This window comes from Vogesella indigofera (assembly GCF_003633895.1).
GTDB lineage: Bacteria > Pseudomonadota > Gammaproteobacteria > Burkholderiales > Chromobacteriaceae > Vogesella > Vogesella indigofera.
Genome location: NZ_RBID01000018.1, coordinates 143,428 through 167,979, shown reverse-complemented (window position 1 = coordinate 167,979; position 24,552 = coordinate 143,428). Strand labels below are relative to the sequence as shown.

Genomic DNA, 24,552 nt, shown 5'->3' with positions numbered 1-24,552 from the left:
TCATGCGCGGGTGGGCTGCGGCTGGCGGCCGCCGTCAGCGCGGCGGCAAACGGCTCATTCGCCGTGTTCCAGCCCCAGTTCCTGGATCTTGCGCGTCAGCGTGTTGCGGCCCCAGCCCAGCAGGTTGGCCGCTTCCACCTTGCGCCCGCCGGTGTGGGCGAGGCCGCTCCGGATGCAGGTGCTTTCAAAGCGGGCGGTGAGGTCGTCGATGATGCCGGTTTCGCCTGCGGCCAACCTTTGTGCCACCTCGCGCGCCAGCAGCATGGTCCAGTCGCCCGCAAGCGTCGGCAGCACGCCGCTGCCATCGCCGGCGGGCGGCAGCTCGATGGCGCCGCCGCTGCCGGCGACCAGCTCGGGGCGGAATTCCGGCGGCAGGTCCTGCATTTCCACCGACTGCCCCGGTGCCATCACCGTGATCCACTGGCACAGGTTTTCCAGCTGGCGCACGTTGCCGGGGAAGGCGTAGTGCTGTACCAGCGCCATCGCCGCCTCGGACAGTCGCTTCGGCTCCACGCCAAGGTTGGCCGCACTGCGCGCCAGGAAGTGGCGCACCAGCAGCGGGATGTCCTCGCTGCGCTCGCGTAGCGGCGGCAGGCGCAGGCGGATCACGTTGAGGCGGTGGAACAGGTCCTCGCGGAACTGGCCGAGCTTGACGCGCTCTTCCAGGTGCTGGTGGGTGGCGGCGATCACGCGCACATTGGCCTTGATCGGGGTGTGGCCGCCGACGCGGTAGAAGTGGCCGTCGGACAGCACGCGCAAGAGCCGCGTCTGCAGTTCGGTCGGCATGTCGCCGATCTCGTCGAGGAACAGGGTGCCGCCTTCCGCTTCCTCGAAGCGGCCGCGGCGGGTGCCCAGCGCGCCGGTGAAGGCGCCTTTCTCGTGGCCGAACAGCTCCGACTCCAGCAAGTCCTTCGGAATGGCCGCGGTGTTGAGCGCGATGAAGGGCTTGGCCGAGCGCACCGAGTGGCGGTGCAGCGCCTCGGCGACGCGCTCCTTGCCGGTACCGGATTCGCCGGTGATCAGCACGGTGACGCTGGATTGCGACAGGCGGCCGATGGCGCGGAACACGTCCTGCATCGCCGGTGCCTGGCCCAGCAGCGCCGGCATCGCCTCGGCGTCCTCGCTGGCCGCCTCGCTGCTGCGGCTCTCCGCCAGCGCGCGCTCGATCAGCGCTACCGCCTGGTCGACGTCGAAGGGCTTGGGCAGGTATTCGAAGGCACCGCCCTGGAACGCCGCCACCGCCGAGTCGAGATCGGAGTGTGCGGTCATGATGATCACCGGCAGTGCCGAATGCTCCTGCTTGACCTTGCCGAGGAATTTCAGGCCGTCGGTGCCCGGCATGCGGATGTCGCTGATGATCACGCTGGGGGTGGCGTCGTACAGCGCGTTGAGCGCGTCGTCCGCGCTGGAGAAGCTCTGGTAGGCGATACCGCTGCGCGCCAGCGATTTTTCCAGTACCCAGCGAATCGCCTTGTCGTCGTCAATGATCCAGACCGCTTGCGTCATGCTTGTTCGCCTTGAAGTAGTTTTATTGGTCCGGGCCGAATGGCATCAGTACCGTAAAGCAGGTGTTGCCCGGACGGGATTCGAATTCGATGGTGCCGCCGTGCTGGTGTACGAAGGTCTGCGCCAGCGTCAGGCCAAGGCCGGTGCCCTCGGCGCGGCCGGTGACCAGCGGGTAGAACACGTGGTCGCGGATGTCGTCGGGGATGCCGGGGCCGTTGTCGATGACTTGCAATTTCAGTGCCAGGTTGTGGCGCTTGCGGGCGAGGGTGACCTGGCGCGCGACGCGGGTGCGCAGGATGATCTCGCCGTTGCCCTTCATCGCCTGTACCGCGTTCTTGGCGATGTTGAGTACCACCTGGATCAGCTGTTCCTTGTCGGCGGCCAGCATCGGCAGGCTGACGTCGTAGTCGCGGCGTACCGTCAGCCCCTGCGGGTACTCGGCCAGCAGGATGCTGCGCACCCGCTCCAGCACTTCGTGGATGTTGACGTCGCTTGCGATGTGGCGGCGGTGCGGTGCCAGTAGGCGGTCGACCAGATGCTGCAAGCGCAGCGCTTCTTCGCGGATCACGCCGGTGTATTCCAGCAGCTCGGGGCGGTCGGCGATCTCGTGCTCCAGCAATTGCGCCGCGCCGCGAATGCCGCCGAGTGGGTTCTTGATCTCGTGCGCCAGGTTGCGGATCAGCTCGCGGTTGGCCTGTTGCTGCAGCAGCAGCCGCTCCTCGTTGGCGATGCGCAGCTGCTGGTCGATCGGGCGCAACTCGACCAGTGCCAGCCGAGGCGGGCTGTCGATCGGGGTCACGGTGAGGCCGATGTGTAGCGGGATGTCGCCTTCCGGCATCAGCTCCAGGTCGTGCTCGATATAGCTGCCGGCATGATCCAGCGCCATCTGCACCGCGTTTTTCAGTGCGCGCGCGTCATGGAACAGCGCGTACAGCGAGTGCTTCTGCAGCTCCTTGCGGCCAACCTTGAGCAGGCTTTCGCAGGCCGGGTTGGCGAACAGCAGCTGGCCGTTGCGTTCGACGATCATCACCGGCGTTTCCAGCAATTCCAGACCGGCGTACTGCTGCGGATAGTTTTGGTAGGTCATGGTGGGCATTCCACGTTGCTTGTACTGGCTTTAGCAAGAAACAAGCCCGGATGGGCGCGGTCTGGCGACCGCAATGCGGAATAGTTTGCCCTGTTTTGGTGCGTTCGTGTCGCTTTGGTGCTAGTTGCCGTCGCCGGCGTTGCCCAGCTCCTGTTTCAGCGCCGCAATATTGCGCTCGCGGTCGGTGACCGCGTCGCGCAGGCGCTGAAGTTGGGCAGGCGTGGTGCCGGCTTTTTTGCCGGCGTCCTGCAGGCTTTGCCGCGCCTCGCCCAGCGCGCGCTGCTCGTTATCGAGCTCGGTCTGCAGGATGCGGCGGCGGCCGGCGTCGCGCTGGCGCTGGGTGCCGCTGTCGACCGATGGAATGTGCGCCGGGGCGGCGGCGCTGGCCGGGCGCGGGCTGCTGGCGCGGGGCGTCGCCGGTGGCGCGTCATCGGTGGCGGGGGTGACCAGCACCGCGCGCGCGCCGCGCATCGGCACGTTGGTGAAGGTGACGTGGCCATCCTTGTCGACGTGTTTGTAGATGGTGGCGGCGCTGGCCGTCGTGGCAGCGCTGCACAGCAGCAGGGAAGCGAGAAGCGGGCGCAGCATGGCGTCACCAGGTAAGAACGGACCAGCGCCGATGATAGTGAAAGTTGCGCGTCGCGTCAGCGCGGCGGCGCATTAAATTGCCGGCGGCGGTGGCCACGGCGTGCGGCCAACGTTGGCCGCAATCCTTGACCGCCGCAATGAAAAACCCGCAGCGCCAAAGGCACTGCGGGTCGGTGCGACGGTTCCGGATTGCACCGGAACGGGTGTCAGCTTACAGCGAGTAGTACATCGCGAATTCTACCGGGTGGGTAGTCATGCGAGTCAGGTTCACTTCCTTCATCTTCAACTCGATGTAGGCGTCGATCCACTCGTTGGAGAACACACCGCCACGGGTCAGGAACTCGCGGTCGGCGTCCAGTGCGGCTAGAGCCTCATCCAGCGACGCGCACACGGTCGGGATCAGCTTGTCTTCTTCCGGCGGCAGGTCGTACAGGTTCTTGTCGGCAGCATCGCCCGGGTGGATCTTGTTCTGGATACCGTCCAGGCCGGCCATCATCAGCGCGGCGAAGCACAGGTACGGGTTGGCCAGCGGATCCGGGAAGCGCGCCTCGATACGACGGCCTTTCGGGTTGGCCACGTGCGGGATGCGGATGGAAGCGGAACGGTTCTTGGCGGAGTAGGCCAGTTTCACCGGTGCTTCGTAGTGCGGAACCAGACGCTTGTAGGAGTTGGTGCCCGGGTTGGTGATCGCGTTCAGTGCCTTGGCGTGCTTGATGATACCGCCGATGTAATACAGGGCGATGTCGGACAGGCCGGCGTAGCCGTCACCGGCGAACAGGTTCTTGCCGTCTTTCCAGATCGACTGGTGCACGTGCATGCCGGAACCGTTGTCGCCAACGATAGGCTTAGGCATGAAGGTCGCGGTCTTGCCGTAGCTGTGCGCCACGTTGTGTACCACGTACTTCAGGATCTGGGTCCAGTCGGCACGCTGGGTCAGGGTGCTGAACTTGGTGCCGATTTCGTTCTGGCCGGCGGTGGCCACTTCGTGGTGGTGAACTTCAACCGGTACGCCCAGTTCTTCCAGCAGCAGCACCATGGCCGAGCGGATGTCTTGCGAGGAGTCAACCGGTGGAACCGGGAAGTAGCCGCCCTTCACGCCAGGACGGTGGCCGGTGTTGCCGCCTTCGAACTCTTCAGCGGAAGCCCAGGCCGCTTCTTCGGCCTTGATCTTCACGAAGCAGCCGGACATATCGGTGCCCCAGGTGATGCTGTCGAAGATGAAGAATTCCGGTTCCGGACCGAAGTAGGCGGTGTCGCCAATGCCGGAAGCCTTCAGGTAGGCTTCGGCGCGCTTGGCCACCGAACGCGGGCAGCGGTCGTAGCCTTTGCCGTCGGCCGGGTCGATCACGTCGCAGGACATGAACACGGTCGGTTCGTCGAAGAACGGGTCGATCTTGGCAGTGGCAGGGTCAGCCATCAGCAGCATGTCGGAGGCCTGGATGCCTTTCCAGCCGGCGATGGAGGAGCCGTCGAACGCGTGGCCGTTCTCGAACCATGCGTCGGCATCGTCCAGCAGCACGTGAGCAGGAATGGTCACGTGTTGTTCTTTACCCATTGTGTCGGTAAAGCGCAGGTCGACAAATTTTACGTCGTTTTCGGTGATGAGCTTGACTACGTCTGCAACCGCCATGGTGATCTCCTAAATGAGCTAGCTAAGTGCATCAATCTGGATGGCACAAATTTATGTACCGGGGTAAAAGCATGAAGCGTGCCAGCCGTAAGCGGGCGTGGGAAAGCCCATTTTGCCACATTTGCCGGCGCCTGCCGTGCCGCTGTTGCACGACAGTGGTGCCATTATTGTGCAAATCGCACCAAGCTGGTGCCTGATGGCGCCGATGCCCGCTTTTGGACCGCGCTTGCGGTGCCGGCCGCGTGATGACAGTCGTTGAACACTGCATTACTGTAACGGTCTGATCATTATTAGCGCGTTACACAGGAGCCTCCCCATGACAGTAGAAACCATTTTGGCAACAGCACAGTCGCGCGGCAGTGAACTGGGGCTGACCTACAGCGGCGCGCTGACGCCGCCGGAGGCGTGGGCGGTGCGCCAGTCGCTGCCACAGGCGGTGATCGTCGATGTGCGCAGCGCGGCGGAATGGCAGTTTGTCGGCGTGATTCCGGAGGCGGTGCGCGTCGAGTTGCGTGCCTACCCCGGCATGGTGCCGAACGCCGCCTTTGTCAGCCAGCTGCAGCAGCAGGTCGGCAAGGACAAGACCGTGCTGTTCATCTGTCGCTCCGGCGCGCGCTCGGACGAGGCGGCAAGGTTGGCCGCAGAGGCAGGTTATGCCGAGGTTTACAATATTCTGGAAGGTTTCGAGGGCGATCGCGATGCCGAGCAGCATCGCGGCCGCGTCAATGGCTGGAAGGCGCACGGCCTGCCGTGGATTCAGGGTTGAGCCACGGCTTGCAGTTTCCGGCCTGACAAGGCAAAGTGTGTTTTTGGTCGAGCGGCTGCCACCGGCTTTGCCTTATTCCTATCCTGAAGAGATGTAAATCATGACTGATCGTTACGCCGTGATCGGCAATCCCATATCGCACAGCCAGTCGCCGTTCATTCATGCCGAATTCGCCCAGGCCACCGGGCAGGACATGAATTACGAAAAGCTGTTTGCCGAGCTCGGCCAGTTCGTGCCGGTGGTGCAGGCCTTCTTCGCCAATGGCGGCAAGGGCCTCAATGTGACGCTGCCGTTCAAGGGTGACGCGTTCCGCTTTGCCGACGAGGTGACCGAGGCGGCGCGTCTGGCCGAGGCGGTCAACACCCTGACGCTGCGCGATGGCCGGATCTATGGCGACAATACCGACGGCACCGGCCTGGTGCGCGACATCGTCGACAACCTCGACGTGCCGGTGACCGGCCAGCGCGTGCTGCTGCTGGGTGCCGGTGGCGCGGTGCGCGGCGTGCTGCAGCCGCTGCTGGCGCAGCAGCCGCAGGCGCTGACCATTGCCAACCGCACCGTGATCAAGGCGGAATCGCTGGCCTACCAGTTCCGCGCGCTGGGCGACATCGAGGCGGTCGGTTACGATGCGCTGCAAGGCCGCCAGTTCGACATCGTCATCAACGGCACCTCGACCAGCCTGTCCAACGAGCTGCCGCCGATCCCGGCCGGCATCTTCAGTGGCCGCTCGCTGGCCTACGACATGGTGTACAGCCGCGGCCTGACGCCGTTCCTGCGTCGCGCGCAGTCCGAGAATGCCGGCATGCTGGCCGACGGCCTCGGCATGCTGGTGGAGCAGGCGGCGGAATCGTTCCGCATCTGGCGCGACATCCAGCCGGCCACGCGCAAGGTCACCAATATGCTGCGCGAGGTGCTGGCCTGAGTCATGCGCTGGTTCCTTAAGATCGGAGCGGTCGTACTGACCGCTCTTTTTTTGTACTACCTGTGGATCTTCGGCCATATCGTCTACTGGCGGCATGCCAATCCGTCGAGCAGCTCGTTCATGGACGCGCAGCTGTCGCGGCTGCAGGAAGACGATCCCGATGCCGAACTGCGCCATCGCTGGGTTGCGTATGACCGCATCTCCGGCAACCTGAAGCGGGCGGTGATCGCGGCCGAGGACGCCAAGTTTGTCGACCACGAAGGCTTCGACTGGGAAGGCATCGAGGTCGCCTTCGAAAAGAACCTGAAGCAGGGGCGCATCGTCGCCGGTGGTTCCACCATCAGCCAGCAGCTGGCGAAGAACCTGTTCCTGTCCAGCAAGAAGACACCGTGGCGCAAGATAGACGAGGCGTTCATCACCGTGATGCTGGAGGCGGTGCTCGACAAGCGCCGCATCCTGGAAATCTACCTCAACGTGATCGAGTGGGGTGACGGCGTGTTCGGCGCCGAGGCCGCCGCGCGTCACTACTACCGCACCTCTGCTGCCCGGCTGTCGAGCGGACAGGCGGCCAAGCTGGCGGCGATGGTGCCAAACCCGCGCTACTACGACAGCCACCGCAATGCCCAGGGTCTGGCCCGCAAGACCCGCATCATCCAGCGCCGCATGTCGCAGGCGCTCGCTCCCTGAGCCGGTGACGGCCGGCCGTCGCGGTGGCTGGCTGTCACATTCGCATGCTACAATTTCGGCTTCTTTCGTGATCGCTGCGATACGCGCAGCTGAAACGCATGGACTTACCCAGTTATCTCATAACCACCACTACCTTTTTGGCTAGTCAATAACCCCGCCTGTTACCGGATTGCACTCGCTCCGCCACGGGCGGCAGGAGACGTGCATGACGGTTATCGACAAAAAACAACCAACCGATCGTCTGCAGGATAACCTCAACCAGGTACAGCGCCTCATCGAGCGCCAGCGACTGGTCGAGGACCTCGTACATCGCCAGGACATGCCCAAGCATGACCTGGTGGAATCGCTCGTCCACAAGCAGAACCTGGTCGAGCTGGAACACAAGCTCGAATCGTTGCACCCGGCGGATATCGCCTACATCCTCGAAGCCCTGCCGCTGGACGACCGCCTGCTGGTGTGGGATCTGGTCGACAGCGAGGATGAAGGCGAAATCCTGCTGGAAGTGTCCGACGCGGTACGCGAATCGCTGATCGAGTCGATGGAGCAGCACGAGCTGGTCGCCGCCGCCGAACAGCTGGACGCCGACGACCTCGCCGACCTAGCACCGGACCTGCCGCGGCAGGTGGTGTACGAGGTGATGGGCGGCCTCGACGAAGAAGAGCGCCAGCAGCTGCAATCGGCACTATCCTATGAAGAGGGACAGGTCGGCGCGCTGATGGACTACGAGCTGGTCAAGATCCGCCCGGACGTCAGCTGCGAAGTGGTGCTGCGCTACCTGCGCCGCTTCGACGAATTGCCGAGCCAGACCGACAAGATTTTCGTGGTCGACGAAGACGGCGTGCTCAAGGGCGTGCTGCCGGTGCGCCGCCTGCTGGTGTGCGATCCGGAGCGGCTGGTGGAGGAGGTGATGGCGACCGAGGTGGTCAGCTTCCATCCCGACGAGGACGCCGCCGATGCCGCACTGGCGTTCGAGCGCTATGACCTGGTGACCGCGCCGGTGGTCGATGAGCACGGCGTGCTGGTCGGCCGCCTCACCGTCGACGAGATGGTGGATGTGATCCGCGAGGAGTCGGAGACCGAGGCGTTGAACCTCGCCGGCCTGAAGGAAGAGGAAGACCTGTTCGCGCCGGTGATCGATTCGGTGAAAAACCGCTGGGCGTGGCTGGCGATCAACCTGTGTACCGCCTTCGTTGCCAGCCGCGTGATCGGCGCTTTCGAAGGCTCGATCGAGAGGCTGGTGGCGCTGGCGGCGCTGATGCCGATCGTCGCCGGCATCGGCGGCAACTCCGGCAACCAGACCATCACCATGATCGTGCGGGCGCTGGCGATGGGGCAGTTGCAGCCGGGGCAGGCGCAGCGCCTGTGGCGCAAGGAGCTGGGCGTCAGCGTCATCAACGGCCTGGTGTGGGGCTCGGCGCTGGGCGTGCTGGCGTGGCTGCTGTACGGCAATTTCTCGCTGGGGCTGGTGATGCTGGCGGCCACCACCCTCAACCTGATGCTGGCGGCGTCGATGGGGGTGCTGATCCCGACCATGATGGAGCGTTTCGGCAAGGATCCGGCGGTCGGCTCCAGCGTGCTGATTACCGCCTGTACCGATTCCGGCGGCTTTTTCATTTTTCTCGGCCTCGCCAGCCTGTTCCTGCTCTAGACCATGAAGACGATCAACGAGGCCTTGCGCCATTTCGAACTGCCCCGCCTGGAGGCGCGGTTGTTGCTGTCGGCGGTGACCGGTTTCAGTCACGCCGAGCTGGTGTCGTTCGCCCCCGATGAGCTGACCGCGCAGCAGTGGCAGGCGTTTGCCGCGCTGGCGCAGCGGCGGCTGGCCGGCGAGCCGGTGGCCTACCTGCTCGGCGAACGCGAGTTCTACGGCCGCCCGTTCAGCGTCAGCCCGGCGGTGCTGATCCCGCGCCCGGAAACCGAACACCTGGTCGACGCGGCACTGCACAAGGTTGGCCGCAACCGTCGTGCGCGGGTAGTCGATCTCGGTACCGGCAGTGGCGCCATCGCGGTGACGCTGGCTCTGGAGGCGCCGCAGTGGCAAGTCAGTGCTGTGGACCTGTCGCCGGCGGCGCTGGCGGTGGCGCAGCACAATGCGGCCAACCTTGGCGCCACAGTCAGCTTCCATCTGGGCAGCTGGCTGGCGCCGCTGCCGGCGGATGCGGTGTTCGATGCCATCGTCAGCAATCCGCCGTATATCGATGCACAGGATCACCATCTGGACGAGGGCGATGTCCGTTTCGAGCCGCGCATGGCGCTGACCGACGGCAACGACGGCCTCGATTGCCTGCGCGAGATTGCGGCGCAGGCACCGGCGCGGCTGGTCGCCGGCGGCTGGCTGCTGGTGGAGCATGGCTACGACCAGGGTGCGGCCTGCCGTGCACTGTTTGCCGCTGCCGGGCTGCAGCAGGTGGCGACGTTGCCGGATCTGGCTGGCAATGATCGTGTGACGCTGGGCTGCCGCGCGTGAGTCGCGGCTTTGTCGCCACATGCACACTGTTGGCGCTGCTGCTATTGCTGAGTGGCGGCAACCAGGCGCTGTTTTTGCAGTTGCACCACGCCGGCGCGGTGTTGCCGGCGCCGCTATGGCGTTTGCTCAGCATGCTCGGTGAGTGGTCGCTGGTGATCGCCGCCTTGCTACTGCTGGTGCAGCGGCGCCCGCAACTGTTGCCGGCGCTGGTGGCGGCGGTGCTGCTTGGTATTGCTAGCGCCATCTTGCTCAAGGCGGCGTTCGCCGTGCCGCGTCCGTTTCTGGTGTTGCCGGCGGGCAGCGTGCAGTTGCTGGATGTGCTGCCGGCCAACGGTGCCTTTCCCTCCGGCCATGCCATGGCCAGCGCGCTGCTGGCCGGGGTGCTGGCGCAGGGGCGGCGCTGGTGGTGGCAGGCGGGGCTGATGGCCCTGGTATTGCTGGTGTGCTGGTCGCGTATCGCCATCGGCGTGCACTGGCCGCTGGATGTGCTGGTCGGCGCCGCATTGGGCTGGGTCATTGCACGGGTTTGCGTGCGACGGCAGTGGCCGGCCTGGCCGCGGACATGGACGCCGCAGCTGTTGCGCGGACTGGGACTGGTGCTGCTGCTGTATAGTGGCTGGAAACTGTGGCGCCAGCCACCGAACGAGGCCTACGTGCTGTTCAATCTGTTGGCATTGCTGGCCGCATTGCAGTTGCTGCGGCCAATGAAAAACGGAGCCTGAGCCCCGTTTTGTCGTGTACGTCAGCAACGGCTTAGTGGTGGTGACCGTGCTCGCCGTGGGCGTGGCCGTGGGCCACTTCTTCCGCCGATGCCGGGCGTACTTCGGCCACGGTGGCAACGAAGCGGATGGTCAGGCCGGCCAGCGGGTGGTTGCCATCCAGTACCGCCTTGCCGTCGGCAACGTCGGTCACGCGGAACAGGATCACGTCGCCGGTTTCCGGATCGTCGGCTTCGAACATCATGCCGACTTCGACTTCTTCCGGCAGCACGTCCAGCGGCTCGACACGGACCAGCTCTTCTTCCGGTTCGCCAAATGCGTCGTCAGGTGTCATGGTGACGGTGATGGACTCGCCCACGTTCTTGCCGTGCAGCGCTTCTTCCACCATCGGGAAAATGCCATCGTAGCCGCCATGCAGGTAGGCGATCGGCTCTTCCGTCTTGTCGAGCAGGTTGTTGTCAGCGTCGTACATTTCGTAGTGGATGGTGACAACGGAGTTTTTGACGATTTGCATGTGGCGGTACCGTAAAGATAAAGAATGATAACGATGTTTGACCCAGAGCCGGGCGCTGCCGGCATGAGGGGCCATAATCGGCATCCCCTATTGTAAACCATTGCCAGATGGCACAACGAGATTCTGACATGAAAGCGATTGATCTGTTGGGCGGCATGACTGCCGAAACCTTTTTGCAGGACTACTGGCACAAGAAGCCGCTGCTGATCCGCGGCGCGCTGACCGATGTCGGGGCGCCGGTTGATCTGGCATGGCTGACCGAGCTGTCGCGCAGCGAGGATGTCGAGTCGCGGCTGATCGAGTTCAAGCAGGGCAAGTGGTCGCTGGAGCGTGGCCCGTTCCGCCCCGGCCGCCTGCGGCGCCTGCCGGAAAGCGACTGGACCATCCTGGTGCAGAACGTCAACCATCACCTGCCGCATATTGCCGACATCCTGTGGCGTTTCGATTTCATGCCCTATGCCCGGCTGGACGACCTGATGATCAGCTATGCGCCGCCCGGCGGTACCGTCGGCCCGCATTTCGATTCCTACGACGTGTTCCTGCTGCAGGTTGGCGGTCGCAAGCACTGGCAGATCTCCTCGCAGCAGGACGAGGCCTTCATCGAGGATGCGCCGATCAAGGTGCTGAAGGACTTCCGCATGGAAGAGGAGTTCGTGCTGGAGCATGGCGACATGCTGTACCTGCCGCCGCGCTACGCCCATTACGGCGTGGCGCTGGAACCGGGCATGACTTACTCGATCGGCTTCAGGGCGCCATCCGCGCAGGAGTTGGCGACAGAATTCCTTGTTTACCTGCAGGACAGAATTTGTATTGATGGCAGATATGCCGACCCCGAGCTGCGGCCGCCGCAGGAGCCGGCACGGCTGGACGACAGCATGGTGGAGCAGGTTGGCCGCATCCTGTCGCGGATCAGCTGGGATCGCCACACGGTGACCGATTTTCTCGGCCATTACCTGACGGAGCCGAAGCCGCACGTGTTCTACGAGGCGCCGGAAGAAGAGCTGGACGAAGACGAGTTCGCTGCTGCGGTGGCGGCAACAGGGGTGGAGCTGGATCTGAAGACGCTGATTCTTTACGCCGATGACATGCTGTACTGCAACGGAGAAGCTCTGCCGGTGCTGGCGGACGATGTCGCGGCGTGGCAACAGTTGGCCAACCGGCGCCGTATGTCGCCGCAGCAGCTGTCGCCGTCAATGATGCCTTTATTATTAGAGGGTTACCTTGCCGGCTGGTGGCAGCCGGCCGGCGAAAACTGAAAAAGGACATTGTCTACAATGTTGCGGATGACGGATGGGGTGCGTATATTGTTTTGACCCTAAATTATTCTGTTGTTGCATTGCCGCAGAATCATGTCCGATATTCGCAATAAATTATTGTTTACCCCCTTTTCAGCAAATTTTTTCATGCTACAATTCGCGCACTGATTAAATCTGCACTACTTCCTCATCACACTTTTCTTGCTTGAGAAAGTAGTAGTTTAAACGTCTTGTTCAACACTCGCTTTCAAAGGTATTTACAAATGAAACAGTCGCTCCTCGTTGCTGCCCTGCTGGCCGTTGCTCTGTCCGCTTGCGGCAAAAAAGAAGAGGCTCCAGTTGAAGCTTCCGCTCCAGCTGTTGAAGCTTCCGCTCCTGAAGTTGTTGAAGCTTCCGCTCCTGCAGTTGACGCTTCCGCTGCTGACGCGTCCGCTCCAGCTGCTTCCGCTGCTCAGTAATTCTGAGTTGGCAAGAAAAACCGGCGCTAGCGCCGGTTTTTTTACGCCTGTCGCCAGCTGCTGTGCTGTTGGCAGGCATGAAAAAAGCCCGCGATCGCGGGCTTTTTGCTTGCCGGGTGGGGCTTACTGCAGTTCGTTGAGCAGTTTCTGCTGCAGCGCCTGCAGCTGCTTGGCCGACAGTGGCGTGCCCTGGCTGTTGCGGATGCTGATCCGGGTCTGCTCCGCATCGGCCGGCTTCAGTTCGATGCGCAGTTGCTCGCGTAGCGGCTCGGCTGCTTTTTCCTTGTCCTGCCAGAAAGCCAGCGAAGACAAGATGCCGCCGCTGCTGTTCTCGGTCGCCTTCAGTGCCTCGTCCTGCACCGGGCTGACGAAGTAGACGCCCATCGAGCGGTCGCGGTCGACGATGGCCAGGCCCTGGCGTTCCAGTGCCAGACCGACGCGGCGCCAGCTGCGCTCGAAGCTGTCGGCAAGAATGATGTCGCCGCCTTCGCTGCGAACCTTGCTGCTGGCGACAGGATTGGCGCTGGCCTCCAGCTTGCGGGCGTTCTGTGCGACGGTGGCTTCATCCACGCCAAGACGGACCAGGAAGCGCGACAGGAACACCGCTTCCAGTTCCGGATCGGCCGGACGCGGCTGCCAGCGGGTGGCATCCTTCGCTTCGTTGATGTAGATCTCGTACATGCCGCGATGGGTGAAGAACACGTCGGTGCCGGTGGCGGACTGTTCGACGCGGATGCGGAAGCGGTCACGTTCCGGGGTCGACAGTACCGAGCCCAGACCGATGTTTTCCAGCAGGTTGCGCACCGGGTCGCGACCCAGCTTGGCGCGGTTTTCCGCCCAGTCGGTTTCCATCAGGCCGACATCCGGTTCTTCGGTCTGGATCACGAAGCCGTTATCCTGCCAGAAGGCCTTCAGCAGTGGCCAGACTTGGGCCGGGCTCTTGCCTTCCACGCTGATCCAGCGCTGGCTGCCGGCGCGTTCGATCTGCGCCTTGGCTTTCTGGTCGGCGCTGACCACCACGTTGGCCGCAACCTTGTTGTTGAGGGCGACATCGGCGGGGGCGGTGCTGTTGCCGTTGCTGTTGACCACCGGCAGCGGGTAGCGGTCTTGCTGTTGCGGTGCGCTCAGGTCCGGTGGTACTTCCAGCGAGCGTTTGGCTGCAGGGGCATCGGACTTGTAGGCGATGGCGCTGTCCGGGCCGCTGCTGGCGCAGCCGGAGATCAGTGCCGAGGAGACGACACCGGTGAGCAGGGCTTTTTTCATCATGGCATTCACGGGTTACAGCACCTCTGCTTGTTGCATCGCTTGTTCGACGAGGGGGGCGCTGGCGGCGGTGAGCGGGGTCAGCGGCAGACGCAGGCCGGCCGGCATCAGGCCGAGGCGGTGCATCGCCCATTTTGCCGGGATCGGGTTCGGCTCGGCGAACAGGAACTTGTGCAGGCCTTGCAGTTTGTCATTGATGCGGCGTGCTTCGGCGGCGTTGCCGGCGATGGCGGCCTGGCACATGGCACTCATCAGCTTGGGAGCCACGTTGGAGGTCACCGAGATCACGCCGTGGCCGCCGCACAGCATGAAAGCCATGCCGGTCGGATCGTCACCGGAGTAGAGGCCGAAGCCTTGCGGCACGCGCTTGATCAGGTCGCAGGCGCGGCCGATGTCGCCGGTAGCGTCCTTCAGGCCGACGATGTTGCCGATTTCGCTCAGGCGCAGCACGGTGTCGTTGCTCATGTCGGCCACGGTACGGCCCGGCACGTTGTACAGGATGACCGGCAGTTCCACCGCTTCGGCGATCTTGCGGAAGTGCTGGTAGATGCCTTCCTGGGTTGGTTTGTTGTAGTACGGCACGACCGACAGCGAATGGCTGGCGCCGGCCTGCTTGGCGAGGGCCGCCAGTTCGATGGCCTCACTGGTGGAGTTGCCACCCGTGCCGGCAATGACGGTAATGCGGCCGGCGGCGTGTTGGGCCACGGCCGCCACGACCTTGATATGTTCATCCACGCCCAGGGTGGCGGATTCGCCAGTGGTTCCCACGGCCACGATGCCGTCGGTACCGTTATCGATGTGGAAATCTACGAGACGTTTCAGCGATTCAAAATCGACCTGGCCGTCCTCGAACATCGGGGTGACCAGCGCAACGAGGCTACCGGTAAGCATAAGATCTGCCTATTCTGGTTAAGGGTTTAAATGGTGTTCGATTGTAGCGGAATTCCGAGGCAGCTGCGAAAGCAAAGATGTACCGGCCGCAACACCCTGATTGCAGAGGGTGTTTGTGGTAAAATGCAGGGTTTTCCGGTACATGCAGTGACTGGCTGAGGAATGATCGAGTGATTACGACAAGCAACATTACCATGCAGTTCGGCGCCAAGCCGCTTTTCGAGAAGGTTTCCGTCAAATTTGGTGAAGGCAACCGTTATGGCCTGATCGGCGCCAACGGTTCCGGCAAATCGACTTTCATGAAAATTCTCGGGGGAGACCTCGAGCAAACCAGTGGCGAAGTCGCCATTGAGAACGGCCTGCGCTTGGGTAAGTTGCGCCAGGACCAGTTCGGCTATGAAGACCAGCGCGTGATCGATGTGGTCATGATGGGGCACACCGAGATGTGGGCGGCGATGAGCGAGCGTGATGCCATCTACGCCAACCTGGAAGCCACCGAAGACGACTACATGCACGCGGCCGAACTGGAAGCCAAGTTTGCCGAATACGACGGCTACACCGCCGAGGCACGTGCCGGCGAACTGCTGATGGGGGTTGGCATTGCCACCGAGCAGCACTTCGGCCCGATGAGTGAAGTGGCACCGGGCTGGAAGCTGCGCGTGCTGCTGGCGCAGGCGCTGTTCTCCAATCCGGACATCCTGTTGCTGGACGAACCGACCAACAACCTGGACATCAACACCATCCGCTGGCTGGAGCATGTGCTGAACGAGCGCAACTCCACCATGATCATCATCTCGCACGACCGTCACTTCCTGAACTCGGTCTGCACCCACATGGCGGATCTGGACTACAACACCATCCGTATCTACCCGGGTAGCTACGATGACTACATGATCGCCTCCACCCAGGCGCGCGAACGCCAGCTCAGCTCCAATGCCAAGGCCAAGGAGCGCATCCAGGACCTGCAGGAATTTGCCGCCCGCTTCTCCGCCAACAAGTCCAAGGCCCGTCAGGCCACCTCGCGCCTGAAGCAGGTCGACAAGCTGAAGTCGGAAATGGTGGAAGTGAAGCCTTCCAGCCGCCAGAGCCCGTTCATCCGCTTCGAGATGGACGAGCGCTTCAAGCTGCACCGTCAGGCGGTGGAAGTGCAGTCGCTGAGCAAGGCCTACGACAACAAGGTGCTGTTCAAGGACATGAACTTCATCCTGGAGGCCGGCGCGCGGCTGGCCATCATCGGCCCTAACGGTGCCGGTAAAACCTCGCTGGTGAAAATGCTGGCCGGCGCCTTCGATCCGGTGCTGGCGGAAGGCCTGACCGCGGATTACGGCACGGTGAAATGGGCGGAAAAGGCGCAGATCGGCTACTTTGCCCAGGATCACGAGGCCGAGTTCGACAGCGACCGCACGCTGACGGAGTGGATGCGCGAGTGGGGCCAGGAAGGCGATGACGAGCAGGTGATCCGCGGTACCCTCGGCCGCCTGCTGTTCGGCGGCAACGATGTGGAAAAGGCGGTGCGCGTGCTGTCCGGTGGTGAAAAGGGCCGCATGCTGTACGGCAAGCTGCTGCTGCAGAAGCCGAACGTGATGATCATGGACGAACCGACCAACCACATGGACATGGAGTCGATCGAAGCCCTGAACATGGCGCTGGAAAAGTACAAGGGCACGCTGATTTTCGTGTCGCACGACCGCCAGTTCGTCAGCTCGCTGGCCACCCAGATCCTGGAGCTGGACGGCAAGGGCGGTTACGACTACTACACCGGCGATTACGAGGAATACCTGTCCAGCAAGGGTCTGGAGTAATTCCCCACAATCCCATACAAAACAGGCAGCTAGCGCTGCCTGTTTTTTTATGTGCAGGTTGGCCGCAACAGCCCTTGCCGCCCACGTCAGCTTCTTAGAGCGATTGCTTTACGTTGGCGACAGCCTTGCGCTATATTGCAGCGCAAGATGTTGTGCGTTGCAAAACAGGATGCCGCAGTGCAATGTCAAAGCCATAACAAAAGACAGAGAAAAACAGGGACTTGAATCTCGAAGGTCGGTGGTGGAGGAATATCCGTTCGACAATCGGGTTGCCTGCAACCTAGCAAAGGAAAAATCATGCGCTTGAAAGGGAAAGTCTCCATCATCACCGGTGGTGCCAGTGGTATCGGTAAGGCTACTGCAGAGAAATTCATCAAGGAAGGCGCCATCGTAGCGGTTTGCGACATCAACATGGATGCCGTCAATGCCGTAGTGGAAGAGCTGAAAGCGCTGGGTGGCGAAGCCGTCGGCTATCAGGTGGACGTGACCAACAAGGCGCAGATCGCCGACATGGTTGGCGCACTGAAAACACAGTTCGGCCGCATCGACGTGCTGGTCAACAACGCCGGCATCGTGATGGATGCGCAGCTGATCAAGATGAGCGAAGACCAGTTCGACAAGGTGATCGACATCAACCTGAAGGGCGTTTACAACTGTACCAAGGCCGTGGTCGACACCATGATCGAGCAGGGGGCCGGTGTGATCCTCAACGCGTCTTCCGTGGTTGGTGTGTACGGCAACTTCGGCCAGACCAACTACGCCGCCTCCAAGTTCGGCGTGATCGGTTTTGTGAAGACCTGGGCCAAGGAACTGGGCAAGAAGGGCATTCGTGCCAACGCGGTGTGCCCGGGCTTTGTCGCCACCCCGATCCTGAAGTCGATGCCGGAAAAGGTGATCCAGGCGATGGAAGACAAGGTGCCGATGAAGCGCATGGCGCAGCCGGAAGAAATCGCCAACGTCTACGCCTGGCTGGCTTCCGACGAAGCCAGCTACATCAACGGTGCCGCCATCGAAGTGACCGGTGGCCTGACGCTGTAAGCTGCCTGCTGCGGCAGCTTGCCGCACGCAAAAAAGGTTGGCCGCAATTGCGGCCAACCTTTTTTCATGCCTGTTGCCATTACGGGAAGCGGCTCAGGCTTCGTGCTCCAGCATGGTGACGCCGTTCAGGCCGGAGCGGAACACCGCCTGCTGCAAGGTGTGGATCGCCTGCTTGCGGAAAAACTGCTTGCGGGTAACCAGCAGCACGCGCCGCTGCGGCACCGGAGCGGCAAACGGGATGATGGACAGCAGGCCTTCATCCGCCGCCGACACCGAGGTCTGCGGCAGCACGGTGACGCCCATGCCGCTGGCCACCATGTGACGGATGGTGTTGAGCGAGCTGCCCTGCAGCGACGCGGCCAGACCGTTGTTCTGGTGCTGGCGGCTGGCGACCTCGCTGCAGGCCTGCAGCACGTGATCGCGGAAGCAGTTGCCCTGCGACAGCAGCAGCACGCTTTCGCTGGCCAGATCGGACGAGCGCACCGCGTCGCGCTTCTCCCACGGATGGCCCTTGGGGGTGGCGACGACGAATTCTTCGTCGTACAGCGGCACCGCCACCGTGCCCGGCTCGTCGAACGGGTCGGCGACGATGATGGCGTCGACTTCGCCGCGCTTGAGCATTTCGGCCAGCCGCGCGGTGTAGTTTTCTTCCAGGATCAGCGGCATTTCCGGCGCCAGGATGCGCAGCGCCGGGATCAGCTTCGGCAGCAGGTAGGGGCTGATGGTGAAGATCACCCCCAGCTTCAGCGGCCCGGCCAGCTCGTTCTGGTGCTCGCCGGCAAGGCGCTTCACCGTCTCCGCCTCTTCCAGCACCCGTTGCGACTGTTCGATGATGCGTTCGCCGATTTCGGTGACGCTCACCTCCTGGCCGCCACGCTCGAACAGGGTGACGCCCAGCTCGTCTTCCAGTTTCTTGATCGCGATCGACAGCGTCGGCTGGCTGACGAAGCAGCTTTGGGCTGCCCGCCCGAAGTGACGCTCGCGCGCCACCGCGACGATATAACGCAGTTCGGTCAGAGTCATGGTGTCAGCGCTGGTGTTCCGGCAGGACGATGTTCACTTCCAGTACCTCGAAGTTGTCCTGGCGCTCCAGGTGCACCTTGATGTCGTCCTGGTTCACCGCCACGTACTTGGAGATCACTTCCATCAGCTCGCGCTGCAGCGCCGGCAGGTAGTCCGGCGCGCCGGTCTTGCCGTCGCGTTCGTGCGCCAGGATGATCTGCAGGCGTTCACGGGCGATGGAGGCCGTTTTCTGGCGCTTGCCAAAAATCATATCGATCAGGGACATGGCTAGCCTCCAAACAGTCGTTTCAGGAAGCCGATTTTTTCCGCTTCCACAAAGCGCATCGGACGGTCCTCGCCAAGGAAGCGGGCCACCACATCGCCGTAAGCTTCGGCGGCGTCGGAACCCTTGATGTGGATCGCCGGGGTGCCGGAGTTGGACGCCTGCAGGATGGCCTGCGATTCCGGGATCACGCCGATCAGCGGAATGCGCAGGATTTCCTTCACGTCTTCCACCGACAGCATCTCGCCCTTGTCGACGCGGGCCGGCGAGTAGCGGGTGATCAGCAGGTGTTCCTTCACCGGCTCGCGGCCTTCTTCGGCGCGGCGCGATTTCGACGACAGGATGCCGAGAATGCGGTCGGAGTCGCGTACCGACGACACTTCCGGGTTGGTGACCACGATGGCTTCGTCGGCAAAGTACAGCGACATCAGCGCGCCTTTTTCGATGCCGGCCGGCGAATCGCAGACGATGAACTCGAAGCCCATCTCGTCCAGGTTCTTCAGCACCGTTTCCACACCTTCGCGGCTGAGCGAGTCCTTGTCGCGGGTCTGCGACGCCGGCATCACGTACAGGTTGTCGCAGTGCTTGTCCTTGATCAGCGCCTGGTTGAGGCTGGCTTCACCATTGATCACGTTGATCAGGTCATACACCACGCGACGCTCGCAGCCCATGATCAGGTCCAGGTTGCGCAGGCCGACGTCGAAGTCGATCACGGCGGTCTTGTGGCCGCGCAGGGCGAGGCCGGATGCAAAGCTGGCGCTGGTGGTGGTTTTGCCGACACCACCCTTGCCGGAGGTCACAACGATGATTTTTGCCACGATATCGATCCTTGGAATAACGATGCTGGTTACTTGTCGAGCGGGATCATGACCACGCGCTCTTGTTCGAGATAAATCTGGGTCGGCTTGCCCTTGATGCTCTGCGGCAAGTCCTGTTCGATGGTGCGGTACACGCCGGCGATGGAAACCAGCTCGGCTTCCATGCTCTTGACGAAGATGCGCGCCGCGGTATTGCCACGGGCGCCGGCCAGTGCCCGGCCGCGCAGCGGCGCGTAGACATGGATGCTGCCGTCGGCGATCAGTTCCGCGCCGGCGCTGACCATTTCCAGTACCACCAGATCGCCACCCTTGGCGTAGATCTGCTGTCCGGCGCGCACCGGGCGGTCGATGATCATGGTCGGTGTCGGCAGGCTGCTGTCCGCGACGGGCGCCGCCGCGACTGGTGCGCTGACGCTTTCCGCGCTGCTCTTGCCGCCACCGCTGCCGCTGATGAACGGCAAACCGAGGCGGTGGGCGAGGGCGGCGTATTGCGCGTCGCGGTGACGGACGGCGGCGATGCGCAGGCCGTGCTGCTGCAGCATGGCGCAGACCGGGGCCAGCGTGTCGCTATCCGGCGCCGGCAGCTGCTCGATGTCCAGCACGAACGGCTCGGGCTCGTGGCTATTGAAACGTTGCTGGATGGCGGCTTGCAGGGCGGTCAGGTCGGTGCTGCGTAGCACGATGGCCAGCAGGTCAAGACTGGCGGATTTGATATCGAAAAGGTTGGCCGCAGAACTCATTGGATTTTATCGCCGGATAGATAGATTTATTTTATGGCTGGAGTGTATCGCTTTGTCCTGAGCCTTTCAATCAAAGGCTGGTGTCATTGCCGGTACCGCAGACAGCTACGGCTGGCACACCGGTGCCGTGCTGGCTGGCGATGCTCGTCGGTGCGCACAGCTGTCACCGGCCGGACACACTGCTGCAATGCATGACTGCCATGCTGAATGTGTTTGCTGTTGTAAAAATAGCGACTTAGCGATGTTGCGCTGCAACAAAATGGTTGACATTGCTGCGGCGCAACACAATAATGCAATCTGTTGCAATGCGGCAACGGCGAGTTTCAAGACGATATTGCTGCTGAGTGTTTCATTTTTCGAAAAGGATTAATCATGTTTACTACTGCACAAGAGTTTTCCGCTTTCGGTCAGTCGCAGTTCGACAAAGCCGTCCGTTTTTCCGGCATCCTGCTGGCCAGCGCCGAGCGCTTGGCAACCCTGCAGCTGGAAATGTCGCGCAAGCTGCTGGCCGAGAACGCCCAGACGCTGAAACAGCTGTCGGCGATCAAGGATCCGAAAGCGCTGGCCGAATTCCAGACCAGCCTGACCCAGCCTAGCCTGGACAAGGCCTTCGCCGCGGCGCGTGAAGTCTACGATGTCACGCTGGCAACCCAGACCGAGCTGACTTCCTTCGTGGAAGAGCAGGTTGCCGAAACCAACAAGAACGTACTTGATGTGATCGACCGTCTGGCGAAAAACGCGCCGACCGGTTCCGACGCTGCGGTACAGGCGCTGAAGAACATCGTGACTTCCAGCAACGCGGCCTTCGAAAGCGCTGCCAAGACCGCCAAGAAAGTCGGTTCCGAGTTTGCCGAAGCCAGCGTTGAAGCGGCCGAGACCTCGGCCAAGGCAGCCAGTGCTGCGGTCAGCCGCACCCGCAAGGCGACGCCGTCCGCTTCTGCCTGATCGACACGCATCATTCTGTTTGAGTGAAACCTCCCGTGCTAGCACGGGAGGTTTTTTCGTTTCTGCCTTCCTATTGGCCACTGGCGGCTACACTGTGCCGCGCTTGACGTGCGTCAAAGCACGATTGCCACCACCGGCTATGCTCTCGGTATGAGATGAGCGGTGCCGGCAAGCGGCGCCGTTGATCTGAGTTTGCCTGTGGCGAGCAAGCAAGGTGTCGGATCAGGGATGATTTGGCGCTGACAGACAAACGACGCTTTTCCTCTTGATGTGTGTGTTTGGGGTACGGTGGTGGGCCGTACCCCTTTTTTTTGTCTGCCATAAGCCCGTGCTGCGCTGCGCGGGCTTATTGCATTGCGGCCAACGTTGGCCACAGTGCCGCCTCTTCAGTTGCGGTTTCGCGTATCCAACGCGACGGTAAGCACTCGCCCAGCTACTTCTACCGTCTTCCTTAATATCATCGTTGCTGCATTGCAAAGCGGGCCACTGCTGCCTGCTGATGCCAGATCCGACTAGTTCGCAAAATCTGAACAAGACATTCAGTTTACTTCGCTATTAATCGAATTAGACCAGTCGTATAGTTACAGCATTGCTTCTGTTGTCGTTGCCGTTGCTGGTTGACCTGAAGCCCGTTGTTACTAGCACCACAAAATAGCTGTACAAATTATTCGAATCAAATGCTGAAACAATCAAAGCTACCAATTTAAATAAAAGGATATTGATCATGAAAAAGCTGCTAATTACCTCTATCGCTGTTGTGCTGGCTAGTGTTGTTGCTCCGGTTTACGCTGCCCCTGCTGCTGTGCAGCAGCAAGATGTAGAGATGACTGCGAAACGTGATGGCGGCGATGCTCCATACATGATTGCAGGTCGAGAAGGCGGTGACGCCCCGTACATGGTGGCGCGTCGCGAAGGTGGTGACGCCCCGTACATGGTGGCCCGTCGCGAAGGCGGTGATGCCCCGTACATGGTGGCCCGTCGCGAAGGTGGTGACGCCCCGTACATGGTGGCTCGTCGCGAAGGTGGTGACGCCCCGTATATGGTGGCCCGTCGTGAAGGTGGTGACGCACCGTACATGGTGGCCCGTCGCGAAGGCGGTGATGCCCCGTACATGGTGGCGCGTCGCGAAGGTGGTGACGCCCCGTACATGGTGGCTCGTCGCGAAGGCGGTGACGCCCCGTACATGGTGGCTCGTCGCGAAGGTGGTGACGCACCGTACATGGTGGCCCGTCGTGAAGGTGGTGACGCCCCGTACATGGTGGCCCGTCGTGAAGGCGGTGACGCCCCGTACATGGTGGCGCGTCGCGAAGGTGGTGATGCACCGTACATGGTGGCGTAAGCCACAACATGAAAAAACCCCGGTTGTTGCAACCGGGGTTTTTTTGCGACTGCTGCCAGCCGAAATCGCGCTTAGCGCACGATAGGCTTGTAGCGGATGCGCTTCGGCTTGGCGCCTTCTTCGCCGAGGCGTTTCTTCTTGTCAGCTTCGTATTCCTGATAGTTACCGTCGAAGAAGGTCCACTGCGATTCGCCTTCCGCCGCCAGGATGTGGGTGGCGATACGGTCCAGGAACCAGCGGTCGTGGGAGATCACGAACACGGTGCCGGCGAATTCCAGCAGCGCGTCTTCCAGCGCGCGCAGGGTTTCCACGTCCAGGTCGTTGGACGGTTCGTCGAGCAGCAGCACGTTGCCGCCCTTGAGCAAGGTCTTGGCCAGATGCAGGCGGCCGCGTTCGCCGCCGGACAGCATGCCGACCTTTTTCTGCTGGTCGCCGCCCTTGAAGTTGAAGCGGCCGAGGTAGGCGCGGCTGGACATCTCGAAGCGGCCAACGTTGAGGATGTCGAGGCCGCCGGAGACGTCGTCGAACACCGTCTTGTCGCCTTCCAGCGTGTCGCGGTGCTGCTCGACGAAGGCCATCTGTACCGTCTGGCCGATCTTCACCGTGCCGCTGTCCGGCTGTTCCTTGCCGGCGATCATCTTGAACAGCGTCGATTTACCGGCACCGTTGGGGCCGATGATGCCGACGATGGCGCCCGGCGGCGCCTTGAACGACAGGTTGTCGATCAGCAGGCGGTCGCCGAAGCCTTTCGACACGCCGTCGAATTCGATCACTTCGTTGCCGAGGCGCTCGGCCACCGGGATGAAGATTTCCTGGGTCTCGTTGCGTTTCTGGTGTTCAAAGCTGGACAGCTCTTCGAAGCGTGCCAGACGGGCCTTGGATTTGGCCTGGCGACCTTTCTGGTTCTGGCGTACCCACTCCAGCTCCTGCTTCATCGCCTTCATGCGCGCGCCTTCCTGCTTGCTTTCCAGCTCCAGGCGCGCTTCCTTCTGCTCCAGCCAGCTGGAGTAGTTGCCTTTCCACGGGATGCCTTCGCCGCGGTCCAGCTCCAGGATCCATTCGGCGGCGTTGTCGAGGAAGTAGCGGTCGTGGGTGACGGCGACCACGGTGCCGGGGAAGCGCACCAGGAACTGCTCCAGCCATTCCACCGATTCGGCGTCCAGGTGGTTGGTCGGTTCGTCCAGCAGCAGCATGTCCGGCTGCGACAGCAGCAGCTTGCACAGTGCCACCCGGCGTTTTTCACCGCCGGACAGCGGGCCGATCTTGGCATCCCACGGCGGCAGGCGCAGCGCGTCGGCGGCCAGTTCCAGCTGCAGCTGCACGTTGTCGCCGGCGCCGGCGGAGATGATGGCTTCCAGCTTGGCCTGTTCTTCGGCCAGCGCGTCGAAATCGGCATCTTCTTCGGCGTAGGCGGCGTACACCTCTTCCAGTCGCTTCTGCGCGCCCATCACGTCGCCCATGCCGCTTTCCACTTCCTCGCGCACGGTCTTGTCAGGGTCGAGCTTCGGCTCCTGCTCCAGGTAGCCGATCTTGACGCCGGCCAGATGCTGCACCTCGCCGTCGTATTCCTTGTCGACACCGGCCATGATGCGCAGCACGGTGGATTTGCCGGCGCCGTTGAGGCCGAGCAGGCCGATCTTGGCACCGGGGAAGAAGGACAGCGAAATGTCCTTGATGATCTGGCGTTTAGGGGGAACGATCTTGCTCACGCGGAGCATGGACATCACGTATTGAGCCATAGGGTGTGCTTGATTCCTGCTGGATTGCGATAGGGAGATTAACCGGGGAAGTGTAGCAAATTCGGCGTGTCCGTGCCGTGCGGCCAACGTTG

At 62.3% G+C, this 24,552-nt stretch carries 24 protein-coding genes; 12 read left to right on the top strand and 12 right to left on the bottom strand.

Annotated elements, in window-relative coordinates; all coding sequences use genetic code 11:
• Nucleotides 1–54: 54 nt before the first annotated feature.
• The 4 genes from ntrC to glnA all read right to left on the bottom strand — a co-directional run bounded on the left by ntrC (nucleotide 55) and on the right by glnA (nucleotide 4,811).
• Nucleotides 55–1,506 (bottom strand): nitrogen regulation protein NR(I), encoded by a 1,452-nt coding sequence (ntrC, locus tag C8E02_RS15400; protein WP_120812182.1) that lies wholly within the window; start codon nucleotides 1,504–1,506, stop codon nucleotides 55–57.
• A 22-nt stretch (nucleotides 1,507–1,528) separates the two neighbouring features.
• The gene (gene glnL / locus C8E02_RS15395; protein ID WP_082133840.1) at nucleotides 1,529–2,593 is read right to left on the bottom strand and encodes a nitrogen regulation protein NR(II); all 1,065 of its coding nucleotides are present in this window, start codon (nucleotides 2,591–2,593) and stop codon (nucleotides 1,529–1,531) included.
• A gap of 120 nt (nucleotides 2,594–2,713) precedes the next feature.
• Entirely contained in the window at nucleotides 2,714–3,181 is a 468-nt protein-coding gene (locus C8E02_RS15390; RefSeq protein WP_120812178.1) for a DUF4124 domain-containing protein, read from the bottom strand.
• Between the two features lie 211 nt (nucleotides 3,182–3,392).
• A complete protein-coding gene (gene glnA / locus C8E02_RS15385) occupies nucleotides 3,393–4,811 on the bottom strand; it encodes a type I glutamate--ammonia ligase (RefSeq protein WP_047966240.1) in 1,419 nt (472 codons plus the stop codon).
• Between the two features lie 316 nt (nucleotides 4,812–5,127).
• On the opposite strand from glnA, the gene C8E02_RS15380 reads away from it, so the two are divergent.
• The 6 genes from C8E02_RS15380 to C8E02_RS15355 all read left to right on the top strand — a co-directional run bounded on the left by C8E02_RS15380 (nucleotide 5,128) and on the right by C8E02_RS15355 (nucleotide 10,375).
• The gene (locus C8E02_RS15380; protein ID WP_047966239.1) at nucleotides 5,128–5,577 is read left to right on the top strand and encodes a rhodanese-like domain-containing protein; all 450 of its coding nucleotides are present in this window, start codon (nucleotides 5,128–5,130) and stop codon (nucleotides 5,575–5,577) included.
• A 100-nt stretch (nucleotides 5,578–5,677) separates the two neighbouring features.
• Complete coding sequence (aroE, locus tag C8E02_RS15375) at nucleotides 5,678–6,499, top strand: shikimate dehydrogenase (RefSeq protein ID WP_120812175.1); 822 nt, start codon at nucleotides 5,678–5,680, stop codon at nucleotides 6,497–6,499.
• Between the two features lie 3 nt (nucleotides 6,500–6,502).
• Complete coding sequence (gene mtgA, locus C8E02_RS15370; RefSeq protein WP_120812173.1) at nucleotides 6,503–7,186, top strand: monofunctional biosynthetic peptidoglycan transglycosylase; 684 nt, start codon at nucleotides 6,503–6,505, stop codon at nucleotides 7,184–7,186.
• Between the two features lie 205 nt (nucleotides 7,187–7,391).
• Nucleotides 7,392–8,834, top strand: coding sequence for a magnesium transporter (gene mgtE / locus C8E02_RS15365; RefSeq protein WP_047966236.1), 1,443 nt, complete (start codon nucleotides 7,392–7,394; stop codon nucleotides 8,832–8,834).
• A gap of 3 nt (nucleotides 8,835–8,837) precedes the next feature.
• A complete protein-coding gene (gene prmC, locus C8E02_RS15360) occupies nucleotides 8,838–9,653 on the top strand; it encodes a peptide chain release factor N(5)-glutamine methyltransferase (RefSeq protein WP_120812170.1) in 816 nt (271 codons plus the stop codon).
• 29 nt (nucleotides 9,654–9,682) lie between these two features.
• Nucleotides 9,683–10,375: a phosphatase PAP2 family protein gene (locus tag C8E02_RS15355; RefSeq protein WP_120812167.1), complete on the top strand. Its 693-nt coding sequence runs from the start codon at nucleotides 9,683–9,685 to the stop codon at nucleotides 10,373–10,375.
• 31 nt (nucleotides 10,376–10,406) lie between these two features.
• Here the strand turns inward: C8E02_RS15355 and C8E02_RS15350 are convergent, their stop codons facing one another.
• Nucleotides 10,407–10,886, bottom strand: a complete 480-nt coding sequence (locus C8E02_RS15350) for an FKBP-type peptidyl-prolyl cis-trans isomerase (protein ID WP_047966234.1) — start codon at nucleotides 10,884–10,886, stop codon at nucleotides 10,407–10,409.
• Between the two features lie 128 nt (nucleotides 10,887–11,014).
• On the opposite strand from C8E02_RS15350, the gene C8E02_RS15345 reads away from it, so the two are divergent.
• Both C8E02_RS15345 and C8E02_RS15340 read left to right on the top strand, forming a co-directional pair.
• Nucleotides 11,015–12,142, top strand: coding sequence for a cupin domain-containing protein (locus C8E02_RS15345; RefSeq protein ID WP_120812164.1), 1,128 nt, complete (start codon nucleotides 11,015–11,017; stop codon nucleotides 12,140–12,142).
• A gap of 263 nt (nucleotides 12,143–12,405) precedes the next feature.
• Entirely contained in the window at nucleotides 12,406–12,600 is a 195-nt protein-coding gene (locus tag C8E02_RS15340; protein ID WP_082133648.1) for a hypothetical protein, read from the top strand.
• 123 nt (nucleotides 12,601–12,723) lie between these two features.
• Here C8E02_RS15340 and bamC read toward each other — a convergent pair whose 3' ends face one another.
• Together bamC and dapA are read right to left on the bottom strand one after the other, a co-directional pair.
• Entirely contained in the window at nucleotides 12,724–13,866 is a 1,143-nt protein-coding gene (bamC, locus tag C8E02_RS15335) for an outer membrane protein assembly factor BamC (RefSeq protein ID WP_211329263.1), read from the bottom strand.
• A 12-nt stretch (nucleotides 13,867–13,878) separates the two neighbouring features.
• Nucleotides 13,879–14,754: a 4-hydroxy-tetrahydrodipicolinate synthase gene (gene dapA / locus C8E02_RS15330; protein WP_120812162.1), complete on the bottom strand. Its 876-nt coding sequence runs from the start codon at nucleotides 14,752–14,754 to the stop codon at nucleotides 13,879–13,881.
• A gap of 170 nt (nucleotides 14,755–14,924) precedes the next feature.
• Between dapA and C8E02_RS15325 the strand changes: the two genes are divergently transcribed.
• Both C8E02_RS15325 and fabG read left to right on the top strand, forming a co-directional pair.
• Complete coding sequence (locus C8E02_RS15325) at nucleotides 14,925–16,556, top strand: ABC-F family ATPase (protein ID WP_047966230.1); 1,632 nt, start codon at nucleotides 14,925–14,927, stop codon at nucleotides 16,554–16,556.
• 297 nt (nucleotides 16,557–16,853) lie between these two features.
• Nucleotides 16,854–17,594, top strand: coding sequence for a 3-oxoacyl-ACP reductase FabG (gene fabG, locus C8E02_RS15320; RefSeq protein WP_120812159.1), 741 nt, complete (start codon nucleotides 16,854–16,856; stop codon nucleotides 17,592–17,594).
• 93 nt (nucleotides 17,595–17,687) lie between these two features.
• On the opposite strand, the gene C8E02_RS15315 is transcribed toward fabG, so the two are convergent.
• From C8E02_RS15315 to minC, 4 genes are read right to left on the bottom strand one after another with little or no spacing between them, the layout of a single operon-like run.
• Entirely contained in the window at nucleotides 17,688–18,617 is a 930-nt protein-coding gene (locus C8E02_RS15315) for a LysR substrate-binding domain-containing protein (RefSeq protein ID WP_120812156.1), read from the bottom strand.
• 4 nt (nucleotides 18,618–18,621) lie between these two features.
• Nucleotides 18,622–18,882, bottom strand: coding sequence for a cell division topological specificity factor MinE (minE, locus tag C8E02_RS15310; protein ID WP_047966227.1), 261 nt, complete (start codon nucleotides 18,880–18,882; stop codon nucleotides 18,622–18,624).
• A gap of 2 nt (nucleotides 18,883–18,884) precedes the next feature.
• Nucleotides 18,885–19,697 carry a septum site-determining protein MinD gene (minD, locus tag C8E02_RS15305; protein WP_047966226.1) on the bottom strand — a complete coding sequence of 271 codons (813 nt, stop codon included), beginning with the start codon at nucleotides 19,695–19,697 and terminating at the stop codon, nucleotides 18,885–18,887.
• A 29-nt stretch (nucleotides 19,698–19,726) separates the two neighbouring features.
• Nucleotides 19,727–20,437 carry a septum site-determining protein MinC gene (gene minC, locus C8E02_RS15300; RefSeq protein ID WP_120812154.1) on the bottom strand — a complete coding sequence of 237 codons (711 nt, stop codon included), beginning with the start codon at nucleotides 20,435–20,437 and terminating at the stop codon, nucleotides 19,727–19,729.
• A gap of 372 nt (nucleotides 20,438–20,809) precedes the next feature.
• Here minC and C8E02_RS15295 point away from each other — a divergent pair, with 372 nt between their 5' ends.
• Nucleotides 20,810–21,382, top strand: a complete 573-nt coding sequence (locus C8E02_RS15295; RefSeq protein ID WP_047966224.1) for a phasin family protein — start codon at nucleotides 20,810–20,812, stop codon at nucleotides 21,380–21,382.
• Nucleotides 21,383–22,205: 823 nt separating this feature from the next.
• The gene (locus C8E02_RS17685; RefSeq protein WP_245961174.1) at nucleotides 22,206–22,721 is read left to right on the top strand and encodes a hypothetical protein; all 516 of its coding nucleotides are present in this window, start codon (nucleotides 22,206–22,208) and stop codon (nucleotides 22,719–22,721) included.
• Nucleotides 22,722–22,792: 71 nt separating this feature from the next.
• Here the strand turns inward: C8E02_RS17685 and ettA are convergent, their stop codons facing one another.
• Nucleotides 22,793–24,460 (bottom strand): energy-dependent translational throttle protein EttA, encoded by a 1,668-nt coding sequence (ettA, locus tag C8E02_RS15285; protein ID WP_047966222.1) that lies wholly within the window; start codon nucleotides 24,458–24,460, stop codon nucleotides 22,793–22,795.
• Nucleotides 24,461–24,552 lie beyond the last annotated feature (92 nt).

What these genes read in the sequence shown, in the direction of transcription:
- ntrC (WP_120812182.1), bottom strand. Translation starts at nt 1,506, where the DNA reads ATGACGCAAGCGGTCTGGATCATTGACGACGACAAGGCGATTCGCTGG.
- glnL (WP_082133840.1), bottom strand. Translation starts at nt 2,593, where the DNA reads ATGACCTACCAAAACTATCCGCAGCAGTACGCCGGTCTGGAATTGCTG.
- C8E02_RS15390 (WP_120812178.1), bottom strand. Translation starts at nt 3,181, where the DNA reads ATGCTGCGCCCGCTTCTCGCTTCCCTGCTGCTGTGCAGCGCTGCCACG.
- glnA (WP_047966240.1), bottom strand. Translation starts at nt 4,811, where the DNA reads ATGGCGGTTGCAGACGTAGTCAAGCTCATCACCGAAAACGACGTAAAA.
- C8E02_RS15380 (WP_047966239.1), top strand. Translation starts at nt 5,128, where the DNA reads ATGACAGTAGAAACCATTTTGGCAACAGCACAGTCGCGCGGCAGTGAA.
- aroE (WP_120812175.1), top strand. Translation starts at nt 5,678, where the DNA reads ATGACTGATCGTTACGCCGTGATCGGCAATCCCATATCGCACAGCCAG.
- mtgA (WP_120812173.1), top strand. Translation starts at nt 6,503, where the DNA reads ATGCGCTGGTTCCTTAAGATCGGAGCGGTCGTACTGACCGCTCTTTTT.
- mgtE (WP_047966236.1), top strand. Translation starts at nt 7,392, where the DNA reads ATGACGGTTATCGACAAAAAACAACCAACCGATCGTCTGCAGGATAAC.
- prmC (WP_120812170.1), top strand. Translation starts at nt 8,838, where the DNA reads ATGAAGACGATCAACGAGGCCTTGCGCCATTTCGAACTGCCCCGCCTG.
- C8E02_RS15350 (WP_047966234.1), bottom strand. Translation starts at nt 10,886, where the DNA reads ATGCAAATCGTCAAAAACTCCGTTGTCACCATCCACTACGAAATGTAC.
- C8E02_RS15345 (WP_120812164.1), top strand. Translation starts at nt 11,015, where the DNA reads ATGAAAGCGATTGATCTGTTGGGCGGCATGACTGCCGAAACCTTTTTG.
- C8E02_RS15340 (WP_082133648.1), top strand. Translation starts at nt 12,406, where the DNA reads ATGAAACAGTCGCTCCTCGTTGCTGCCCTGCTGGCCGTTGCTCTGTCC.
- bamC (WP_211329263.1), bottom strand. Translation starts at nt 13,866, where the DNA reads ATGATGAAAAAAGCCCTGCTCACCGGTGTCGTCTCCTCGGCACTGATC.
- dapA (WP_120812162.1), bottom strand. Translation starts at nt 14,754, where the DNA reads ATGCTTACCGGTAGCCTCGTTGCGCTGGTCACCCCGATGTTCGAGGAC.
- fabG (WP_120812159.1), top strand. Translation starts at nt 16,854, where the DNA reads ATGCGCTTGAAAGGGAAAGTCTCCATCATCACCGGTGGTGCCAGTGGT.
- C8E02_RS15315 (WP_120812156.1), bottom strand. Translation starts at nt 18,617, where the DNA reads ATGACTCTGACCGAACTGCGTTATATCGTCGCGGTGGCGCGCGAGCGT.
- minE (WP_047966227.1), bottom strand. Translation starts at nt 18,882, where the DNA reads ATGTCCCTGATCGATATGATTTTTGGCAAGCGCCAGAAAACGGCCTCC.
- minC (WP_120812154.1), bottom strand. Translation starts at nt 20,437, where the DNA reads ATGAGTTCTGCGGCCAACCTTTTCGATATCAAATCCGCCAGTCTTGAC.
- C8E02_RS15295 (WP_047966224.1), top strand. Translation starts at nt 20,810, where the DNA reads ATGTTTACTACTGCACAAGAGTTTTCCGCTTTCGGTCAGTCGCAGTTC.
- C8E02_RS17685 (WP_245961174.1), top strand. Translation starts at nt 22,206, where the DNA reads ATGACTGCGAAACGTGATGGCGGCGATGCTCCATACATGATTGCAGGT.
- ettA (WP_047966222.1), bottom strand. Translation starts at nt 24,460, where the DNA reads ATGGCTCAATACGTGATGTCCATGCTCCGCGTGAGCAAGATCGTTCCC.